At 35.2% G+C, this 21677-nt stretch carries 19 protein-coding genes and 1 pseudogene; 4 read left to right on the top strand and 16 right to left on the bottom strand.

Annotated features, from left to right (window positions below):
* Nucleotides 1-194 precede the first annotated feature (194 nt).
* The 3 genes from rpiB to LBH98_10450 are packed head-to-tail and all read left to right on the top strand — an operon-like array spanning nucleotide 195 to nucleotide 2095.
* Complete coding sequence (gene rpiB, locus LBH98_10460; protein ID MDR0305167.1) at nucleotides 195-638, top strand: ribose 5-phosphate isomerase B; 444 nt, start codon at nucleotides 195-197, stop codon at nucleotides 636-638.
* A 17-nt stretch (nucleotides 639-655) separates the two neighbouring features.
* On the top strand, nucleotides 656-1138 hold the full coding sequence (locus tag LBH98_10455) for a dCMP deaminase family protein (GenBank protein MDR0305166.1): 483 nt from the start codon (nucleotides 656-658) through the stop codon (nucleotides 1136-1138).
* Between the two features lie 3 nt (nucleotides 1139-1141).
* Nucleotides 1142-2095 (top strand): hypothetical protein, encoded by a 954-nt coding sequence (locus tag LBH98_10450; protein ID MDR0305165.1) that lies wholly within the window; start codon nucleotides 1142-1144, stop codon nucleotides 2093-2095.
* 6 nt (nucleotides 2096-2101) lie between these two features.
* Here LBH98_10450 and LBH98_10445 read toward each other — a convergent pair whose 3' ends face one another.
* Nucleotides 2102-3487, bottom strand: coding sequence for an Ig-like domain-containing protein (locus LBH98_10445; protein ID MDR0305164.1), 1386 nt, complete (start codon nucleotides 3485-3487; stop codon nucleotides 2102-2104).
* A gap of 2 nt (nucleotides 3488-3489) precedes the next feature.
* Nucleotides 3490-4932, bottom strand: a complete 1443-nt coding sequence (locus LBH98_10440; protein MDR0305163.1) for a DEAD/DEAH box helicase — start codon at nucleotides 4930-4932, stop codon at nucleotides 3490-3492.
* 165 nt (nucleotides 4933-5097) lie between these two features.
* Here LBH98_10440 and LBH98_10435 point away from each other — a divergent pair, with 165 nt between their 5' ends.
* Nucleotides 5098-6582, top strand: coding sequence for a hypothetical protein (locus tag LBH98_10435; GenBank protein ID MDR0305162.1), 1485 nt, complete (start codon nucleotides 5098-5100; stop codon nucleotides 6580-6582).
* On the opposite strand, the gene LBH98_10430 is transcribed toward LBH98_10435, so the two are convergent.
* From LBH98_10430 to LBH98_10365, 14 genes and pseudogenes are all read right to left on the bottom strand, one after another.
* On the bottom strand, nucleotides 6545-8236 hold the full coding sequence (locus tag LBH98_10430) for a glutamine--tRNA ligase/YqeY domain fusion protein (protein MDR0305161.1): 1692 nt from the start codon (nucleotides 8234-8236) through the stop codon (nucleotides 6545-6547). The genes LBH98_10435 and LBH98_10430 overlap by 38 nt on opposite strands.
* A gap of 198 nt (nucleotides 8237-8434) precedes the next feature.
* Nucleotides 8435-9454, bottom strand: coding sequence for a virulence RhuM family protein (locus LBH98_10425; protein ID MDR0305160.1), 1020 nt, complete (start codon nucleotides 9452-9454; stop codon nucleotides 8435-8437).
* Between the two features lie 707 nt (nucleotides 9455-10161).
* On the bottom strand, nucleotides 10162-10725 hold the full coding sequence (locus LBH98_10420) for a DUF1919 domain-containing protein (GenBank protein MDR0305159.1): 564 nt from the start codon (nucleotides 10723-10725) through the stop codon (nucleotides 10162-10164).
* A gap of 106 nt (nucleotides 10726-10831) precedes the next feature.
* Nucleotides 10832-11947: a glycosyltransferase family 4 protein gene (locus LBH98_10415; protein MDR0305158.1), complete on the bottom strand. Its 1116-nt coding sequence runs from the start codon at nucleotides 11945-11947 to the stop codon at nucleotides 10832-10834.
* Nucleotides 11944-13071 carry a glycosyltransferase gene (locus LBH98_10410; GenBank protein MDR0305157.1) on the bottom strand — a complete coding sequence of 376 codons (1128 nt, stop codon included), beginning with the start codon at nucleotides 13069-13071 and terminating at the stop codon, nucleotides 11944-11946. The genes LBH98_10415 and LBH98_10410 overlap by 4 nt, the downstream gene beginning before the upstream one ends.
* Before the next feature lie 12 nt (nucleotides 13072-13083).
* A complete protein-coding gene (locus LBH98_10405) occupies nucleotides 13084-14169 on the bottom strand; it encodes an EpsG family protein (GenBank protein ID MDR0305156.1) in 1086 nt (361 codons plus the stop codon).
* Nucleotides 14170-14178: 9 nt separating this feature from the next.
* Nucleotides 14179-15108: a glycosyltransferase gene (locus LBH98_10400; protein MDR0305155.1), complete on the bottom strand. Its 930-nt coding sequence runs from the start codon at nucleotides 15106-15108 to the stop codon at nucleotides 14179-14181.
* Between the two features lie 2 nt (nucleotides 15109-15110).
* A complete protein-coding gene (locus LBH98_10395; protein ID MDR0305154.1) occupies nucleotides 15111-15908 on the bottom strand; it encodes a glycosyltransferase in 798 nt (265 codons plus the stop codon).
* A gap of 1 nt (nucleotide 15909) precedes the next feature.
* A complete protein-coding gene (locus LBH98_10390; GenBank protein ID MDR0305153.1) occupies nucleotides 15910-16905 on the bottom strand; it encodes a virulence RhuM family protein in 996 nt (331 codons plus the stop codon).
* A 34-nt stretch (nucleotides 16906-16939) separates the two neighbouring features.
* A complete protein-coding gene (locus tag LBH98_10385) occupies nucleotides 16940-17920 on the bottom strand; it encodes a glycosyltransferase (GenBank protein ID MDR0305152.1) in 981 nt (326 codons plus the stop codon).
* Nucleotides 17921-18041: 121 nt separating this feature from the next.
* Nucleotides 18042-18506 carry an ATP-binding protein gene (locus LBH98_10380; GenBank protein MDR0305151.1) on the bottom strand — a complete coding sequence of 155 codons (465 nt, stop codon included), beginning with the start codon at nucleotides 18504-18506 and terminating at the stop codon, nucleotides 18042-18044.
* 64 nt (nucleotides 18507-18570) lie between these two features.
* On the bottom strand, nucleotides 18571-19896 hold the full coding sequence (locus tag LBH98_10375; protein ID MDR0305150.1) for a glycosyltransferase family 4 protein: 1326 nt from the start codon (nucleotides 19894-19896) through the stop codon (nucleotides 18571-18573).
* Nucleotides 19897-19920: 24 nt separating this feature from the next.
* On the bottom strand, nucleotides 19921-21075 hold the full coding sequence (locus tag LBH98_10370; protein MDR0305149.1) for a polysaccharide pyruvyl transferase family protein: 1155 nt from the start codon (nucleotides 21073-21075) through the stop codon (nucleotides 19921-19923).
* Nucleotides 21066-21245, bottom strand: a pseudogene (locus tag LBH98_10365) (maltose O-acetyltransferase). The gene LBH98_10370 and the pseudogene LBH98_10365 overlap by 10 nt, the downstream one beginning before the upstream one ends.
* Nucleotides 21246-21677 lie beyond the last annotated feature (432 nt).

The raw sequence follows: 21677 nt of genomic DNA, 5'->3' as shown, positions 1-21677 counted from the left end.
CTATCAGTTATTGTGCGGCTCTTGCAACAGAATAAAAGGCGACAGACCCATGGAATACCTTAGACTGAAAATAAAATCGCGCGAGGAAATGATTAAAAACAAAATAGTTTTCGGGGAATAAACACGGCGCATAGTCTCGCTTTTCTTTTTTGCCGAAAAGTATTTTTACAGAGAAACTTTGAAATGGAATTTTTATGACGTTCAAGAAAATAATGGTCGCAAGCGACCACGGCGGATACAAACTTAAGCAAGAACTTATCAATTTTTTAAAGAGCCGAAATATTGAAATAACCGACGGCGGATGCGACAGCGAGGAAAGCGTCGATTATCCGATTTACGGAGAAAAAGCGGCGCGGGCGGTTGCAGACAAAGTTTGTGACGGCGCAATAATTATTTGCGGTTCGGGAATTGGAATTTCGATTGCCGCAAACCGAATAAAAGGAGTACGGGCGGCGCTTTGTCACAGTGTCGATTACGCAAAAATATCTCGTATGCACAACAATGCCAACATTTTGGCTTTGGGAGGAAGATTTACGAATTTTGACGAGGCTAAAAAAATAATCATTGCTTGGCTTGATACCGAATATGAGGGCGGACGTCACGAAAAACGTATAAAAATGCTTGATGAAATTAAGTAAATCTAAAAGGAAAAATTATGACAAAACGTAACGATTACATTTCTTGGAACGAATATTTTATGGGGATAGCGCTGCTTTCGGCGCAACGAAGCAAAGACCCGAATACGCAGGTGGGGGCGTGCATAGTAAATCCGCAAAACCGTATCGTAGGAGTAGGATACAACGGATTTCCCCGCGGTTGTAGCGACGATGAATTTCCCTGGGGAAGAGACGGGAATACGCTCGACACAAAATATGTGTTTGTCGCTCATGCGGAACTGAACGCCGTGTTAAATTCTACTGAAAAACTTACCGGCTGCAAAATTTTCGCCACCCTTTTTCCGTGCAACGAATGTGCAAAAATCATTATTCAGTCGGGAATAAACGAAGTTATCTATTTGAACGACAAATACGGCGAAACCGACAGTATAAGAGCGTCGAAAAGAATGTTTGACGCATCTAATGTAAAATACGCGCTGTTGAAGCCGGATAGAAAATTGATAACCGTGGATTTTGAGTAAAAAATGCCGCAAAATTTAGACGATTGGATTTGCTCGGCGCTGCCTGAAATTGCAAAAAAATTAGAAAAAAAAGTTCGTTTTGCCTACAAAACCGAAAGCGATGAAAAAATTACCGTCACCGGACGCGACAATTTATATAAAACGCTTAACGATATTCTTGCGGCGCTGTTTCCGGGAATTTATAGTCAAATACCTATATCTCAAACCAATCTTAACGAATATATCACAAATATTCTCGAAACGATTTGCAGAGATTTATCTCAGCAAATTTACGAAGTTCTAAAATTTCACCGCTCGAAAAACTGCAAAGAAAATTGCTCTTGCGAAGAAAAAGCGCAAAATGCGGGTATTGAACTGATAAAGTCGCTTCCCGAGATTCGCGAAACGCTCATTGAAGACATTAAGTCAGGGCACGACGGCGACCCTGCAAGCAAGTCCTATCACGAAATAATTTTATCTTATCCTTACGTCGAAGCGGTCGCGACTTACCGCGTCGCGCACAAATTATACCAGCTTGACATACCGGTAATTCCAAGGGTGATGACGGAACGCGCCCATAGCAAAACCGGAATTGATATTCACCCAGGCGCACAAATCGGCAAAGGATTTTTTATTGATCACGGCACAGGAGTAATAATCGGCGAAACGTGTCGAATCGGCGATAACGTAACTATTTATCACGGCGTAACTTTGGGTGCGTTTTCGCCTTACGACCGTGAAAACAACAGATTTCAAGGCAAAAAACGCCATCCCGACGTTGAAGATAACGTAATCATTTATTCGGGAGCGGTAATTCTTGGCGGAGAAACGATTATCGGACGCGGGTCGGTAATCGGCGGAAACGCGTTGATAACAAAATCGGTAGAACCGTACTCTCAAGTTTATCGTAAAGCCGAAAACACGGTTTATAAATCCGTTCTCAAATACGGCGACGGATACGATTATTATGAGATATAAAAACTCTTATTGATTTTCTATTCTTATGTCGTACTCGGCTTCCCATCTTTCACGGACGACAAGAGTATCAAAGAACGAAATTTTTTTCTCACCGCATGCAAACGGAAAAAGAGTTCCCAAATCATGCTTCCCGTTTTGATTTTTATCGTCTATAAGTGAAATCGTGTATTTCCCTTCAGGAATGTTTTCTATAAAATTTTCATTTGTATAATAAAGTTTGGACTTTGCGCTTTTTATCTCCCAAAGCGGATTTTGCGGAAATTCCCCAAAAAAATTCCACGATAATTTCGGACAAAACGCAACGCTGTCGCTTTCAACTTCGTTTTTCGTTTTTATTGAAAACAAACTGTCAAGATATGCTAATTTTATAGTGTCGCAAAAGGTTGTCCCGTTAAATTTAACGGTATCGCAAAATATTGAATCCCCGTCGTTTACATAATTTTTTTTCGATTTCATCTCAAATAAGTACGAACTGTTTTGCAAGCTGTCAATCAAAAAAACGGCGACAACGGGCATATCGTGAATTTTCTCTATTTTTTCTATACGTATATCTTTTGTATCCCGCAAACTAAATATTTTCAAAGAATCAAACATAATTTCTTCAGAAAAGCGTTTGAACTTAATCAATAAAATGGCTGGAGAAATCGCTGACAAATCAGATATTCCATTTTGCGCAGTATCGCAAACCGCCGGTAATAATTCTACAAAATTTTGCGTATTAATCGTCTGGGTTTCGGAAATAAAAATCGGCTCAAGAGGCGTTATTTTATTATCGCGATTTTTATCTATAAAAGCGATAATCCTGTATTTTTCTTCCGAAATGCAGTTAAACTTAAAATATCCGGAAGAATCCGCTTGAACAATGTAATCGGAAGACGAAAGCAAAACCGAGTCGCCCGCGATCGCCCTGTTTTCAAAAAAAAGCGCGACTTTAGGAAGAATTGCATCGTGTTTCTCAAAAAATATTCGCCCTTCCACATATGCCGTATCGATAAAATTTCCGGTCGAAAAAATTATCGTTTGAGTTTCATCAAGCGTATTGTTTGAATAATCGGATATTTCACTCAAAAAAGACAAATGATACGAAGTGTTTTCTTTTAACGGCGTTTTAGGAATCATTTGCAACGTTTTTCCTTTTATTTTTGTCGAAAAATCAGTATAAGGTGAAATTATAATCCCCTTTTGTACGCTTTTGGCGTCTATCCATTCAGAAAAATGTACCGTAATTTCTTGACTTTTGGCAACCGATACGGATCGGTCGGCGGGAAAAACACTAACTATTTTCGGTGAAATTTTATCGCCTTCGCCTCCCGAAGGCAAAATTCGCTTAGCGCAAGAAATATAAGAGAGGCAACATATTATAACTATCATAAAATATATTTTTTTTTTCATTTTTATCCTTTTCGTTTTCTGTTAGCCAAACCTTTATGTTTCCCTTTTCCCGTTTCTTTCTTCCCGTATTTTTGTTCAATATACCTTTTATGCGCTTTTCTTTTAACGATTTTTTTAGCAATCGCCGCCGCTTCTTTGTTTTCAATTTCTTTTTGCTTTTTGTTAAATTTCTCTGCAAAAATTTCGTCAGGATTTTCGACTTCTCTTTTTTTAGTTTTCGGGGCGAATTCTTTCGCTTCGTCGATAGTCATATTTTCAATTTTTTCGCTGTGAAACGGATGATACGGAAACACTTCGCATTCGCATTCGATTTCCCGCATAAATTCGTACCATTTAAAACGTTCTTGCGCACAGCAGAAGCAAAACGCTTTTCCGCTTTTTCCCATTCGTCCCGTTCTTCCGATTCTGTGAACTAAAAGCGTCGCAGAAGACGCAATATTTAAAGAAATTACAACGTTTGCGTCAGGAAAATCTAATCCGCGTGCGGCAATATCGGTCGCGACTAAAATTTTTACATTTCCTTTTGTAAATTTTTCAATCAAATAATTCCGTTCGACAATCGCCTTATCCGAATGGACGCAGACGCATTCAAAACCCTTTTGCGTTATTTCTTTTGAAACCGCGGCGGCGATTGATTTTGAGTCGACAAACACAATTATTTTTTGTTTCTTCAATTCGTCGATCAAATACAAAAGCGTTTTCCTTTTCTTGTCTTTTTCTACATAAACGATATTCAACGCAATATTTTCCGGAATTTTAACAAACGATTTGCCTATAGTTTTTGTGATGTCGATTACAATCGGCTCACGAGACGCTTTCCCGGCTATCTTTGCGCTTATTTTATTAACTGTCGCCGAAAAAAACATAATTTGACACTCAAACGATAATTTTTCTACCAACTTTGAAACGTCGCCGATAAAACCCATATCGGTCATTCTATCGGTTTCGTCGATTACGCAAATTTCGGCGGAACCGGCAAGCAATTCGTTTCGCAAAACGAGTTCCAACGCTCTTCCCGGCGTCGCTATTACAATATCCGTCCCCGATCTAAGTTCCTGCATCTGCATAGAAATTCCCGATTTTCCAACTATTACGGTTATCTTTATGTTTAATAAATCCGACAATTTCAAAGCAAAATCACGCGTTTGAAACGCAAGCTCGCTTGTCGGGGAAAGAATTAAAGCGCGAATTTTACCGTTAGTCGTTTTTTGCGGGTTTTTTACGATAAAATCAATAATAGGAATCAAAAAAGCGGCTGTTTTGCCCGTTCCAGTAGGCGCACAAGCGATAATGTCACGTCCTTGCACGGCAGGCGGAATAACCTCTTGCTGTACGGTTGTCGGAGTCGCATATCCGGTAGAAAATATTGCGGTCAATACCCGTTTATCTATGTTAAGCCGTTCAAATCCGCTAATAGTTTTGTTCGGTTTTAATTCATTCTTCATAAAATTCTCATGAGATACTTTTTTCATTTTGCAAACAAATATACTATTTTTATTGTCGTCAAACAAAATAAAAACGAAAATACCTTTTCCTTTATAAACTCCGTATTATTTCCCCAAATATTATTTTAAAAAGAAATTTTTAACAGACGGGGCAAGCCGAAATCTATGAGATACGCCAAATTATTTATAATTTCTTTGCTGATTTGTAAGACGATTCTCTCAAAAACGCTGACTATAGCCTCTTACAACGTCGAGAATTTTTTCGATTTGAACAATGACGGCGCCGAATACGACGCTTACGTTCCAGGCAAATGGAATTTAACGTCTTATAAAACCAAATTAAGAAATATTTCTTTCGTTATATCAAAAATAAACGCCGATATTATTTCGCTGCAAGAAGTTGAAAGCCAAACGGTTATTAACGAACTGAAAACACAGTTGAAAAAAGACGGCGTTAAATATTTGCACGGCGCTTTTGTAAAAAATCCGAACCAGGCTGTAGGAATCGGGCTTTTGTCCAAATATCCGATTGTAAACACATATCGGTATTCCGTTGTAAACTTGCGTCCGGTCATGCGCTGCGACATCGCCGTCGATAAAGATACGATTTCGGTTTTTTCAGTACATTTCCCGTCCAAAGGGCACTGCGAATCAGAACGGATTAAAGCGACAAACGTATGCAAAACAGCCATTGATTCGCTCGCCGAAAAATATGAATATTACATTGCCGGCGATTTTAACAGCGATTTTGACGAATTTGCAAAAACTTTATCGCAGGAACTAGACGATTCAAACGGGAAAACCGGCATAAATCATATCCTTAAAACGTTTCGTAACAATATCGGCGAAAAACCGGAAATTTCTCTTGCGCCGCTCAACGCAAACGAACATTTTGACCCTTGGATAGAAGTCGCTTCAGACGAAAGATGGAGTTATATTTTCAAGGGAAACAAAAATTCGCTTGATCACATTTTGTTCCCGCAAAACATGACCGACACGATTGGCTGGCGTTATGTCTGGGGAAGTTTTTCGCATTTTTTGATTCCCGAAATTATCAAAGGCGGGAAGCCTTACAATTGGCAATACAATCGAGAATCGGGAATTCATTACAACAGCGGATATTCCGATCATTTGCCCGTAGCCGCAAAAATTACAAACGAAAAAGTTTTGCAAAATCCGAAATTCACTAACGAAATCGGCTTAAACGGCTGGATAACGACACACGCGATTGCCGAATTAAAATTCGTACAAAATACTCCCGAGAACTTTGCGATTTACGAATTGAACGGAAAGAAAATTACTTCTACGGCGACGGTTGCAAAAATTATTGCGATTGCCGATAAAGACTACAAGAATCTTGAGATGGCTGTTCGCGGATTTGGAAATTTTTCGATACGAAGCCATATAAAAACCGCAGAAAATAAAAATAAATGGAATTATGTTTCACCTGCGACAAAAGAAATTACAAGTCAAGCGAAATATTTAGATTTCAAATCGGAAAAATGGACGAATTTTTCTCTTTTGTCGGGAGTTTCACAAGGCGATATCGTCGAAATAGAAATCCGCGTTCAAAAAGAAACTCCGTTTCACTTCCAATTTTGCGCCGAAAATATCAACGGCTGGTACCGAGATTTTCCCCTTCGCTTTTGAGCGTTTTCACCCAGGCGTCTTTCAACGTAGCCGTTCTGTTAAATACCAATTCGTCGTTTTTCGCCGAAACATCGCGCACAAAATAGCCCTTTCGTTCAAACTGAAACGCCGCGTTTCCGCTCAAATCTTGCGCCGCCGACTCGACTTTCGCGTTTGTGATTACTTTAAGAGAATCCGGATTTATATTTGCCGTAAAATCCTGTCCGTCCTGTCCGTCTTCGGGATTTTCTTTGATAAATAACTGGTCGTAAAGGTTTATCGTCGCAGTTTTTGACGTCTCAACGTTTACCCAATGAATAGTAGATTTTACTTTTCGTCCGTCCGGCGCGTCTCCGCCTTTAGTCGCAGGATCGTAAGCCGCCCGCAATTCAACAATATCGCCGTTTTCATTTTTTACAACTTTCGTACATTTAATAAAATACGCATAACGCAGCCGTACTTCCGAATTCAGTGTCAGTCGATAAAATTTTTTGGGCGCGTCTTCCATAAAATCCTCGCGCTCAATATAAATTTCACGTGAAAACGCAACTTTGCGAACACCCGCATTTTCGTCTTCAGGATTGTTTATAGCGTCCAAATATTCGATTTTTCCTTCGGGATAATTTTCGATAATTACTTTAATCGGGTCTAAAACGCCCATAAGCCGAATCGCCGATTTGTTGAGATTTTCGCGAACGCAGTATTCAAGCAACGCAAAATCCACGACGCTGTCGCGCTTTGCAAGTCCGATTCTGTCGGTAAAATCGCGAATCGCCGCCGCAGGATAGCCTCTTTTACGCATTCCGCACAAAGTCGGCATACGCGGGTCGTCCCATCCCGAGACAAATTTTTCTTCGACTAATTTGCGCAATTTGCGCTTGCTCATAACCGTATATGTCAAATTCAAGCGCGCAAACTCAATCTGACGCGGTTTTGCAGGAAGCGTCGTATTCTCAATAACCCAGTTATACAGCGGACGATGGTCTTCAAATTCTAATGAACAAAGCGAATGCGTTACTTTTTCCATAGCGTCTTCAATCGGATGAGCAAAATCATACATAGGATAAACGCACCATTCGCCGCCCGTGCGGTGATGTTTGGTTTTTAAGATTCTGTAAATTACCGGATCGCGCATATTTATGTTGGGCGACGACATATCGATTTTGGCTCGAAGAACCTTTCGTCCTTCTTCAAACTCACCGTTTTTCATAGCCAAAAATAACTTTTTGTTTTCTTCGACGCCGCGACAGCGATTCGGACTTTCTTTACCCGCTTGTGTGAGCGTTCCGCGATATTGCCTTATTTGCTCGACAGACAAATCGCAGACAAACGCAAGTCCTTTTTCAATCAATTCTATCGCCGCTTCAAACATTTTCTGATAATAATCCGACGCATAAAAGAAACCGCTCCAGTTAAACCCAAGCCATTTTATGTCTTCCTGAATAGCGTCGACAAATTCCGTATCTTCTTTGTCGGGATTGGTATCGTCCATACGCAAATTACATTTTCCGCCGAAATATTGCGCCGCGCCAAAATCAACGCAAAGCGCTTTTGCGTGTCCGATGTGCAAATAACCGTTGGGTTCGGGAGGAAATCTTGTAATAATTTCGGAGTGTTTCCCGTTTGCCAGATCCTCACGGATTATTTCGTAAATGAAGTTATTTTTTTCGTCCATCGGCTTTCCTTTTGTTTGCGGTTTTGAAGAGAAAATACTATTTGGAAAACGAATAAACGTAGTTTTTCAAGTAAACGTTTTTATATCGTTTTTTCACTCTCATACTCATTTTTCGCTTCACTCTTTATAAAGCCTACGTAAACCGTGAACCATCGCAGCCCTTCATTTAAGAAATCAAGAAATTAACATAGTTTTCTATCATTTTGATTTTGATGTTTTAATTTTTACTTCCCAGTGTTTTAATTCTTCCATATCTGCGACATCGGCTTGTTGAAGCTCAATATGTTTTCTTTTTTTATTAAAATTATCATATACATCATCAACAATATTTCCCATTTGTTCGTTACTTACGCTTCCCTTTCCATGAAGCAAATTTTTTTTATTGAAGGTAATAATGCTGTCCACATTTTCACGCCAAAAATTCATGGTAATATCTTTTCTGTCTTTTGCTTGCAATTCGGCGACTTCCAAAAAGATTATCGCCAAACGATTCAAACTGTCCAATTCATCTTCGGTCAAGTAGTTTTTGGCAATGTAAATATCCTGTTTGCGTACAATTTTGCCTTTCCAACTTGTAAGCGCCATATTGGGCTGCAAAGCATCGGCGCGTGAAATCACAATTTCGGCGGCTGTTTTTTGAGTAACGGCGTACAATAATTTATTCTGTGTTTCGGCAAAAAACATTTGCGTTGCTTTATCTGTCGTATCGTAGTCGCTTGATAAGGCGAACAAATCTCTTATTTTTTGATAAAACCGCTTTTCAGAAGCCCTTATATCACGAATTCGCTCTAAAAGTTCATCGTAATAGTCAGGACGTCCATCAGGATTTTTAAAGCGTTCATCATCCATCACAAAACCTTTTATCATATACTCTTTCAGGTTGCGATTTGCCCATTGTCTAAATTGCGTTCCGCGTTTACTTCGCACTCTAAACCCAATAGCAAGTATCATATCTAGACTGTAAAAAGTAACGTTATAATTTTTGCCGTCGGCGGCAGTTGTCAAGTAATCCTTGACAACTGAATTTATGTCCAATTCTTTCTCTTTAAGTATATTAATTATATGCAGACTGATATTTTGCTTTGAGGTGTCAAAAAGTTCAGCTAAATTATTTTGATTGAGCCATACATTACCGTCTCTTGTCATCAAACTAACCGAGGTCTTGCCGTCATCGGTATTATAGATGATTATTTCACGATTATTTGTTTTTTTTATCACAAGTCCTCCTCTATCATAAATGGTTAAATATTTTTTGTAACCTCCGGAAGTTCGCTGCTTTTCATCTTTCTACAATGTATTTTTGGACAACGCCTTTGTGGAAAATATCGGTTGCTAAGAATTCTTTAATGGTCTTGGATTATTTTTGCCATGGCGTTCTTTATCGTAAATGAAGTTATTTTTTTCGTCCATCGGCTTTCCTTTTGTTTGCGGTTTTGAAGAGAAAATACTATTTGTTCAAAAGATTTTTTCTTAATTTTGAATCGTAAGCCATTTTTATCATTTTTACACTCTCAACTTCGCCAAGCATTTGTATATCTTTCCGCTAAATCCTCTCACTTCAACAATTATCAGACATGTTCCATTTGCAACATTTATGGCAACACCATTAGTCAAACTCCACAATATCTCTTTGTTATTTCTACTTATTTTTGTTAACAAATAAAGTTTTGCAAGAAAGAAAACAATAGGAATTATATGCACAACGCTTAACTTATCTTGAATCCTTTATTTATTCTCAATAATTCCATCCAGACAATTATATACAATTTTACACAAAATATGAGGAAGTTATGAAATAGAATACGGAGAACTCTAAATTTAAGCGTCATTTTTTATAAACCATTTATAAAAATTATATTTTTCGTAGTATTTTTTATTGAAAACTTTATTGCCGATTTTGCTATACCAGGGATTTGATCCGTTGTTTAAAGCAAAATATACTGAAGAATTAGCGGGGGGGGGGGGGTGGAGCGTTCTTTATTTGTTATTATTATTTTATTTTTAATGGGCAACCGTTCAAATTCTTTTAAAATATCTGCCGATGTATTATCATATGCGACAAATACAAAAAACAATTTATTGTAATTAATTCTATTTTTTCTTGCTTCCCATTTATTCTTTGCTTCGGAAAAATCCTTAAAATGTTGAAAGTATATAATTATGTCATCAATTTTTCCAACCGGGAAATCAACCTTTCCTCCTCCTAAGTCCTCTTTAAAAATATCTTGTTTTTGATCTATGCTTTCTTCAAGTTCACAATTAAGATAGTGTTTAAAGTTTGAACAAAATTTTACAAAGTCGTTTTGTGGAAATTGTAATCCTATTGTTGGGGAACAATATTTTAACCCATATTTTTGGTATAAAAATCCAGCAATGCAATTGTTGGAAATTATTGTTAAATCCCCGATTTTACGTAGTTTTGAATATTTCAAAATCGCAAAAAATACAGATAGTTTTTTATTATATTCTTTAAATAGTTGTTTTATCAATGTATGCTTCCTCTTGTTTTTTTCACAAACTATTATATGCCATTATCATATAGTTCAATTAGAGGATGTTTTGTGTAAAGATGTATATAGTCATCTCCATCCATTTTCAGAATGTTTTCACCAAATCTAAATAGTTTTTGTAGATTATTGATTTTTCAAATCTTTGACTTACATATTTTCGCCCGTTTTTGCCCATTTCAATACGCTTCTCTTGTGGCATTATAAGCACTTTTTTTATTGCTTCACACAAACTCTTTGAGTTTTTAGCTTCGCAGAGATACCCATTATATCCGTCAGAAACAACATCTTTACAACCTTGAACATTTGTCGCAATAATTATTTTTTCCATTGCCGACGCTTCCATTAAACTTTGCGGCAAACCTTCACGATAAAATGATGGTAAAACAACAACATCGCTATCAGATATAAACGGACGAACATCGTTTGTAGAACCTTCGTATTTAATCAGCTCTTCTTTTTCCCAATTTCTTATTTCACCAATAGAAACCGCAGAAACGTTATCGGCATCAACAAAACCTACGAACTTACAAGAAATTTTAAATTCTTCTTTTTTTAACATTCGCAATGCCTCTATCAACTCGTAAATACCTTTGTCTTTCAATATTCTTCCTATATACAAAAGCCGAAACTCTTTTTCCGTTTTATCCCTGCATTGTACAGGGGAAAATTTCTCTATGTCAATTCCGGAACCACGAATAATTTCAGTCTTTTCCTTTGGCACTAATTTGCTATTTACCAGTAAATCATAATCTTCATTGTTTAAGACAAATATTTTTCTGGGGTAATTTTGTGTAAATTTATACATCATTTTTGCTACAAACGAAACAAAATTATTATACATAAAAACAGTCCCTAAACCAGGCTGTGTATTTATACATGGAATGGAAAACAATCTTGCAGCAATTGCACCATAAACATTTGCTTTTATTGTAAAATTCAACACGGAAACCGGTTTTGTCTTTTTGAAGATCTTTATATAACTAAACAAAATACTCAAATTTTTTAACGGGTTTCCACTTTTGCTTGCAAATGGAATTTCTATTACCAAAACCCCCATATCTTTAAAAAACGGAACGGTTTTATCTTTTTTGCCGACTACTATGATTTCGTAGTTGAGTTTTTGAAATTCTTTTATCAATCCACCATAAAAGTTATACAAAAACCATAAACTATTCGCAGAAAAAATTATTTTTTTGCTCAATTTATCGCTCCTTGTTTGTTATTCAATAAAATATTTAACAATAATTCTGCAGAATGTTCCCAAGATAAAATTTCGTTTGCTGTTTCAAAAGATTTTTTACCCATTCTTAATAAATGTTTTTCGTCATAATAAATAGATAATATTGCTTCCGATAGAGACTTTTCATCATTCGGCTCAACGATAATTCCCGTATCGGGAAATATTTGTTCCGATAATGCGCCCACATTTGTAGCAATCACAGGTTTGCCAAAACTATAAGATAGCGGAATAATACCTGACTGTGTTGCTTCAACATAAGGTAAAACGGAGGCATCAATATCTTGAAAATATTCAGAAAATTCCTCGTCTTTTATCCATTTATTCAGATACTCAATATTATTTTTTAACTTTTCTATCAGTATTTTTTCCTCGTTTGTAATTTCACCGTTTCCCGCTATCCTTAATTTAATTTGAGGTTTTCTTGCAACCACAATCTCCATTGCTTTTAATAGAACAATCAACCCTTTATATGCGATAATCCGTCCAAAAAATAATATTTTATAATATATTTTTTCTTGCAATTCGGTATTTTTTTTATAATAATTAAAATTTGCGTGTGGAATATGGTAAATATTTTTTTTATCAATACCGTAGTTTTCGGAAATTTCATCAATAAATTTTTTGCTCAACACTATTATCTTATCAGATTTTTTTATTAAACAATCATATAAAAACTGTATCGCAAGATTTTTTTCACCTTTGTGCATTGCAGGATCGTGAATTGTTGTTATAATTTTTTTGTTTTTTACAAACAATACAATTATCGGAGTCCACAACGAAATTCCTGGAATGTATATATTTTCCGCTTCTTCTTTTTCTATTTTTTTTGCGATCTTAATAAAATTAAAAACATTCAGAGAGTTTATTAAATATTCTATTTTATTCTTGTATGTTTTAACTGTTATCACTTTTATAAAATCGGGAAATTTGTCCTGCAAACTCAGCCAATTTTGCAAATTTTCACAATATTCGGAAATATAACAAGTCGTTTTACATTTTTTTTCAGCCAAAGCCGAAACCATTTGAAAAGAATAAACAGGGAAAGCTCCTTTTGTTCCAAAATATAGAAATATTAATTCTGCCATAAATTTATCCTTTTATTTACTTAAGACAGTCTGATAAGGAATTATTCCATTATGATTCTTAACTATGTTTATCCCGAAAACGGATATATATCCAATTACTATATATGATATAAATAACTTTTTGTATTTGCATTTGTTTTCAACAATATATATAAGAAAAAGCGGATAAAATGCAACAAATGATGACAAGAAACGTACAAAAAGATAAATTTGTTTAGCATAGATTTCCATGATTAAAATTAACGGAAACAATAAGAACAGTATATTTTGAGTTTTATCCTGTTTGTCACTTTTATTGCTGCTAAATAAAACACAATATATTAAAGGCATTACTATTAAACTAATTCTTAATAATACTCCTAATGTCATACCATATTCTTCAAGAAAAAGAGCATTTGCACTAGTATCCCAAGCACTATTTGTCAGAAAACTGAATATATAGTTAAACCTAAATACAAAATTTGCTAAAAAGCAACCAACAATTGTAATGAAAATCATAATTGGTTTATTTAATTTTATAAAATGAAAAGAAAAAAATATCGGCAAAAAAAATAAAAAGGATTTGTGGAAGCCAATCGCAATTAAGAGCAAAATATAGGTTTTAATATATTTTTTTTCTAAAAATAAAGCAACGGCATATAATACAATAGCAATTGACAGTGCCTGCCTAACAGCGTTAAACGAGAAAAAATACAAATTCGTCATAAGAATTAAGACTAATATATGTAAATACCTTTTTGGAAAAGAAATAAAAATTATAAAATATGTTAAGAACGCCATTATTATAATAAACCATTGAGCATCTAACCCAAAAAAATAAATCACTTTATTTAAAGAAACGTATAAATATTCGCTAAATAAAATATCTGGGAATTTAATTTCAGGGGCAGGAATTTCATTAAGCATGTAGAATAATCTTAAATACTCCAAATTGTCAACTCCTACATCATATCGCAATGCGGCAGGTATATACGCTGATATAAACGATATTATTAAGAATATTATGTACTTATTAGCATTTTTAGATTTGGCATATACATAAGCACTCCCAACAGATGTAATGAATATTCCAAAATAAAATATTAAAGAAGTTATCATGTTTAGCTTTTACCTATACCAAATTTTAGAAAAAAACATTACCAAAAAATCCAATCTAAAAAACAATAACAATGAAATCATTGTTTTTCTAAAATCCAACATTGATGAAAAATTTTTATTATTTACTTCCGGATAAGTTTCTTTACACTTTTTTATATCTCTGATTGACGGACGTGTTAAATAACGAAATTTTACACACCATTTTTGATAATTTATTAGTTCTCGAAACCCTTTCTCAAAGTTCTCATAACGAGAAATATTATTAACGGTATCAATTAAACATTGAACTTTTTTTTCTTCTTTCAATCCGTTGTTTGTTGCACTTTGTGAATTTATATAATATGTGTAAAAATTATATTCCAAATAACATATTTTTTTTGTTTTTACAATAATATTTACAATAAATTCCAAATCTTCACTATAAGGCTTAGATGGATTAAATTGAAGTCCGTCTAATAAACTTTTTCTAAAAAGTTTATTAGACGGACTATTCATATACAACGGACAATCAGCAAACTGTTTAAATGTATTTGTCTTTTTTAATTTTATATTCTTAATTTTATTTGTTTTTTCGAAAAATTGTTTGAGCCCATAACAAATAACATCGTATATGTCGTTATTTGTATATTTCTCTATAATCTCTAATGTGTTTTTTTCAATCCAATCATCGCTGTCTATAAAACAAACCCATTCACCTTCCGAAACGTCTATACCTATATTCCTAGCTAAAGAAACTCCGCCGTTTTCTTTATGAATTACTTTTATTCTTTTGTCTTTTTTGGCATATTCGTCACAGATTTTTCCACAATTATCGGGTGACCCATCATCAACCAAAATGCACTCAAAATCAACAAATGATTGTGAAAGAACACTGTCTATACAGCGAGCAAGATAACTTTCCACTTTGTACACAGGAATAACAGCCGATATTTTAGGCATAACTAATCAATGCTCCGATGAAAAAATTTCTTTGCAAAAAATTTTCTAAACAAATATGATTTATTTCTAAATGAAAATTCGCTAAAAAAACAAAAAAAATAAATGAAAAAATAATTATTCGGAAATATTTCTTTGAATAACTGTTTTCTTTCATTTTTATGTTCTTTTTCAAAATTTTCCGAATTACTTATACCACCGCTGACAACAACCGAATAAACAATCGGGATTTTTTTGCACAAAGCGTTATTTTTATGTATTGATTTTAAATAAAATCCCCAATCAGCACTTATTTTATAGTTTTCGCTATATCGTCCCATTCTGTTTAACAATTTTCGCTTTGTCAAGATTCCCTGATGTGCTGGTCCTGCATATACAAAAAGAGGCAAAGTTAATTTTCCTTTTTGTCTGTGAAGTAAAAAACTGCCATCCATTCTTTTTATTTCAACATCCCCATACACAATATCCTCATCAAACTCATTAGCGAAAATTTCTGCAAGAGTAGTATTTTTGTAAGCATAATCGCCGGAATTTAAAAACCAGCAATATTCTCCGCTCGCTTTTTCAATTCCCTTGTTCATTCCTTGATAAATTCCTCCGTCAGGTTCACTGCACCAATAGACCAATTTATCGGTTTTATCGGCGTATTCTTTTATTACTTCGACGCTTCCGTCCGTCGAGCCGCCGTCAATTATTATCCATTCGTAATCGGTCCAAGTTTGAGCGACTACGCTTTTGGCTGTGTCGATAAGCCCGTTCTTGTTGTTTAGATTTACCGTTATTATTGAAAGTTTAGGAATCATTTTAATTATCCCTTTTTAATTTTTTTACTCTTTTATCAAAATCTGAAATTATTTTTTGTGTTTTATTAAACTCGTCGTATTCTTCGTTTGCTTTTTGTTCAGCTTGCACTTTTGAAATCTTGCCTTTACCCGATAAAATTTTGTATTCTCTGAATAACAAAAACTTGTCTATGCTTTCTGCAAATTCTTCCATCGTAAAAGTTTTTCTTTGCTCAATAAGGTCTTCTACGTAATCAAAATAACCGCTGATCGTTCTCTCCAACCGCTTTATATCGTTTTCAAACAAATAATTTTTTGCAATTTTCACATCAAGGTTCAAAATACGACCGTCAGGAGCGTTTTTCCACGTTTGAAGTCCCATATTCTTTTCATTTCTATTCGCTTTTGAGTGTATAATTTCGGCCGCCGTATGTCCTGTAATAGCATAATGGAATTTATTTTGTACCATTACATAAAAATCGTGAGTTATCTGCGAATTTTTGTTATAATCAACGCTGCATTCCGCAAAAATATCTGTGATTTTCTGCCAAATACGGCGTTCGCTTACCCGAATGGAACGAACCCGCTCCAAAAGTTCTCTAAAATAATCTTTCCCGAAAGCGGTCTCGCCTTGCTTCAAACGCTCATCGTCTAATACAAAACCTTTAACAACAAATTCTTTCAGCGTTTTAGTCGCCCAAATTCTAAATTGCGTCGCTTTTGAAGAATTTACACGATAACCGACAGATATGATAGCGTCAAGGTTGTAATACTTAACGAGATAGTTTTTACCGTCGGAAGCAGTTGTTTCCATTTTGGAAATAACTGCTTTTTCTTCTAATTCACCTTCATCAAGAATATTTTTTAGATGTTTACTTATCGCCGGTATTTCCACATCAAATAACTGCGCAATTTGCGCTTGCGTCAGCCAAATCGTTTCGTCTTTTACGATCACGTCAACTTTTACATTTTCTTTCGGCGTCGTATATATTAAAAACCGTGTTTCTTCTTTTTTCATTTTAAATCTCTTTTTTTAATTTTTTTTCAAGGTTTCACTTTATTTCAAATGTCTGCGTATTTCTATTAAACACTATGTTTTCGGATGTGTTGAATTCTAGTTGTCTATATTTTTCTGCAATTTTCATAAATAATTTAGACAACGTGCTTAAAATTCCAAATATAATTTTGTACCTTGCTATTTTAAAAATCACAATCCTCCGGCCTCGCTCTTTTTTAATGGCATTTGTCGCTTCCTCCAAATATTTTAGCATACCCTCTAATGAAAGTTGGTTTGAAGTCCTCATTCTAAAACCGCCAAGCAACGCATCAACAACATATAAGCGTCCATGTCTAAAAAACCGTAACCACAGTTCAAAATCCCCGGCATAGCGCAATGAACAGTCGACATACCCTCCCGCTTTTTTCCACAGACATCTACGAAAGAAGCATGATTCTTGTTGAATCCACTTAAAATCACCCGACAAAAAATCATATTTTGTAAATTTTTTAGAACGGGTTACGCCCACCCCTCTACTACATTCGTCAAAAGTTACCATAGCCCCAACTAACCAATCGACATTTTGATATTTGGAAAAAATCTCTGAAACGATATAGAACGAATTTTTATGGTACATATCATCGGCATTTATCCAAGCCATTATTTCACCTGTTGATTTTTCAAATCCTTTTTGGATAGCATCATACATTCCGTTATCTTTTTCCGATACCCAATACGTCAACTTGTCTTGGTATTTTTTTATTATATCCAAAGAATTGTCTGTACTTCCGCCATCTATGATAATGTATTCTAAATTTGGATAATTCTGCTGTAAAACCGATAATATAGTCTCTTCCAAATATTTCCCTGAATTATAGCAAGGTGTGACTATGGATATAGTCATGTTCTTTTTATTTTCGCATAAGTTCTCTTTTTTGAAAAAAGTAATATGACTATCAATTGTACGCGGCAAAATCAAATTCAACATTTTTTGCAAGCGATTTCTAATTATCTTTAATAAATCCAATCGTTCCATCAGAACTCCCCTTATTGATTATGATATATTCAATATTTTTATATGGCTGCTCAAAAACTGTTTTCGCTATCCTAACAAGGTTTGTCAATATCGTTTAAAGACTCCATTATTATCACGTAGTCTATACATTCGGTTTTCCGGCAAAAACAGTAAGTTTTAATTCGGTATCGTCAATCAATTCATATATCGGCTTTCTGCCGGAAACACGAACGCTTTCGGAATATATTATCGGCACGCCGTCTCCTCGTTTATCCATAATGAAACCTCTTTTACCGTCAACGAGTTCGACATTCACAGGCAAACGGGCAAGCGGAGGATTTATCAAATCGTTTGCGATATTTCGCAGCCACTCTTCGGCAATATCTAATTTTTCTGTGGGGATGCCGATTATTCTGCGCGTTTTATCGTCTATAAGAATAATAAATACGCCGCCTTTTGTGTTTGCCATCGCCGCTAATTCGTCTGACATTGAATTGCGATGCGGGGCACAAACCGAAGCGCCCGAAAATTCCAAACACTTAAATTCAAGAGTAGCGTCTTCTCCGAGTTTTATTTGATTCAAAAGATTCTGAGAATTTTCAAACAATATTATCTCCCTAATATATACAAAGGAGAAAATACTATTTATCTAACGGTAAAACCATAAAAACCTATTCTTTCAACACCTCTTTATACAACTCAATATATTTTTTTGCAACAACTCCGTAGTTAAACTCACGCAATACTTTTTCGCGGGCGTTTTTGCAAAGGTCGTCATAATTTTCAGCATTCAACGCCCAATCAATACCTTTTGCGAGATCGGATGTGTCAAACGGCTGCGCCAAATAGCCGTTTTCCTTATGCTCAATAACATCTAACAACCCACTATGTCCAAAAGCGACAACAGGCGTCCCGCAAGACAAAGATTCCGACGCTGTCTGCCCAAACGCTTCACGCATACTCGGATGTACCATTACATCGCAAGCGCTATATAAAGCGACTAAACTTTCCGCATCGTTAAGATGTCCCAAATAATAAATTTTGTGAGGTAATTTTGGCGAATCTTTCGGCTCACTTGAACCGAAAACAACAAATTCAATATCGGGTGAAGAAATTTTATTCAACGCCTCTATCAACAAATCATAACCTTTATACGGCGTAGAAGTTGCCGAAACCGCTCCGAATAATATCAATTTTTTGCCTATCGGCAAATTCCACAATTTTCGCGCTTGAATTTTATCCATCTGCTTAAAAACGTTTGTGTTTATAGGATTTGGCAAACAAACAACTCTTCTATTTGAAAACACCGCACTTTTTTTTGCACAATCTGTCATCCATTTGCTGACTCCTACTATTGTCATTGATTTTATTCTTGCAAAAACTCTCTTTTTTCTCTGCAAGATTCTGAAACTTAAATCCTTTTTCTTAACGCTTCTTAACACGCCGCAATTACCGCAATTTTCAACATACTTATTGCACATTTTGTCTATGTCGTAGCAACAACGTGACATCCCTTTGTCACTATGTTGCGGAACTTGTTCTGCAACAACGTGACATCCCCCGGTAAAAGCCCACATATCGTGAAGAGACCAAACTATTGGCGATTTAATCTTCGCAATATCTTCTATTGATAAAAATCCGTAGCAAATCCAATGTAAATGAACAATGTCGGGGTTTATAGCATTTATTGTTTTAACTAGATTTCTGTTTGAGACAATTTGTTGCGAAAACGAACCAAAATTTTTCGTAATAGTTTTTCTGTATTTAATAAGAAACAATCCTTCTAAAGTTATTCCTATAATTTTGCTTAACTTACCGATAATTTTTTCCCGCAAATTTTTGTTCTGCAAAGTAATAATCGTATTTACATCGCTTTTTTTTTCACGGACTAACATTGTCGAATCAACGCCGTTTTGTAATAATGCTTCATGAAGACGAAACGCCGCTATTGCAGCTCCGCCGTAAATGTCTAATGTGTTAATTATGAGTATTTTCATTTTATTTCCCCTAAATTATATTATTCAAATAAAATCGGCTAGCCTGCAGCTGTCTCGTAAAATTTGAAATTTTTCAGAAATAAACTGCCAATTTATTTCTTTGTCCAAAACGGAAAAATTAGAATCTAAAAACCTTTTTTCCAATTGAAATTGCTCAAACAATGAATTTAATCTGTCGTTCAGACGTACAAGTTCTCCCGAAAGAGAAATAATTCCAAATTTTTTTTCAAACAGCAAAGAAAAAACCGCACAATGATAAGAGTTTGTTATAACATATTCTGCATGTTCCAACAAATAAATCCATTCCGGAATTGTTGCATAAGTTTTTTTATACTTGTCAATTTTTAAATTTGCAGAAACATATACAATTTCAAGATTTTTCTTTTTTGCCCAATCATATATGGTTTTAAATGAAAAATCACAACAATTGTTTAAATAATAAAAAAAGCAATAACGTTTATTTGTTTTTTCCAATACTTCGTTTCTATATAATGCGCGGTACGCATCCGCATTTAACAGCATGGTCGGGTCAGGAACCCATTCGACATTGTCAATACCGCATGATTTGCATATATTTATACCTGGTTTTTCTCTTACCGACACATAGCTAAATTTCTGTAATAACGGTGTTATCATATTTATTATTTCATCACTCAATTTTTCTTGACAAAAACTTGGCGCATACGAAATTCGCTTTGTCAGAGGACTGCCAAAATCAAGAAAATACGCTCTCATCGGTTTTTCTTTTGAAAGGAAAGCATCAGGATTCCATATTTGGTCGGAGCCAACAATATATACATCTGCTTGTGGCGGATTTCTTTTTAATTCATCATAAGAATAGTATATTTTTTCCGATTGTTTAATGTATTTTTTTCGAAAATCTTCAAATTTCCGTTTATCGTTTATTCTGTTTTCTCGCACTACAGCCATTGATTTTATTTTATAACATAAATAATTATATAGCTTGATGGGATTAAGTGCCTTTAACATTTTTTTTATGTACGGTACAGGTGCAAAAGGCGTTTTTTTCATAATATTGTCATAATCGGTAAGATATCGTATCAAATATGCATCGTGCCCCATATCCTGCAAATATTTTTGCAAAGCATAGCATTGTAAAAGTTGTCCATAATTGTCTTTTGACCACCAAAATGTCATTATCCCGATTTTCATTTCCATCTCACATTTTCTTTAATTACTCTCGCAGGAACGCCCGCCGCAATACAACGTGCAGGAATATCTTTTACAACTACCGCTCCCGCCGCAATTATCGCCCCGTCGCCGATATTCACGCCTTTTAGAATCGTCGCCCGCTCGCCGATCCAAACGTTATTTCCAATTTTGACAGGAGAAGGTTTTGACGTCTCTCCGTTTTCGTAAATTATTTCGTGCGAATCCCAATCTCTAATAATTACGTATCTTCCTATAATAGTTCCTTTTCCGATCGAAATCTTTTTTGAACAGCTAACGGTCGCCTCCTCGTTCATATATCCGTCCGAAAAAGAAAGTTCGGCGTTTTCATAAACTAAAATAGTATTGTTCCCCAAAAATTGAAAACTGCCGTCAACATCCAATTTCCCACCGTTGTGCACATATACTCTGGTTAAATTGTTAGGGAATTTCTTTCGCAGTTTGCCGAAAGTAAGTTTTCCATTAATTTTTATCTTTCCTTTTTTTTCAATTGCCAAACAAACTCTATTCTGCAAAACCAGCCAAGATTTTCCGACTATTTCAATATTTGGGTTGAAAAAATTATAATACAATGATTTTACCCCCCCCCC

The sequence above is a fragment of the Chitinispirillales bacterium genome (assembly GCA_031254455.1).
GTDB lineage: Bacteria > Fibrobacterota > Chitinivibrionia > Chitinivibrionales > Chitinivibrionaceae > WRFX01.
Note: the sequence above shows the minus strand (reverse complement) of the source record. Positions and strands in the feature narration are given on the sequence as shown.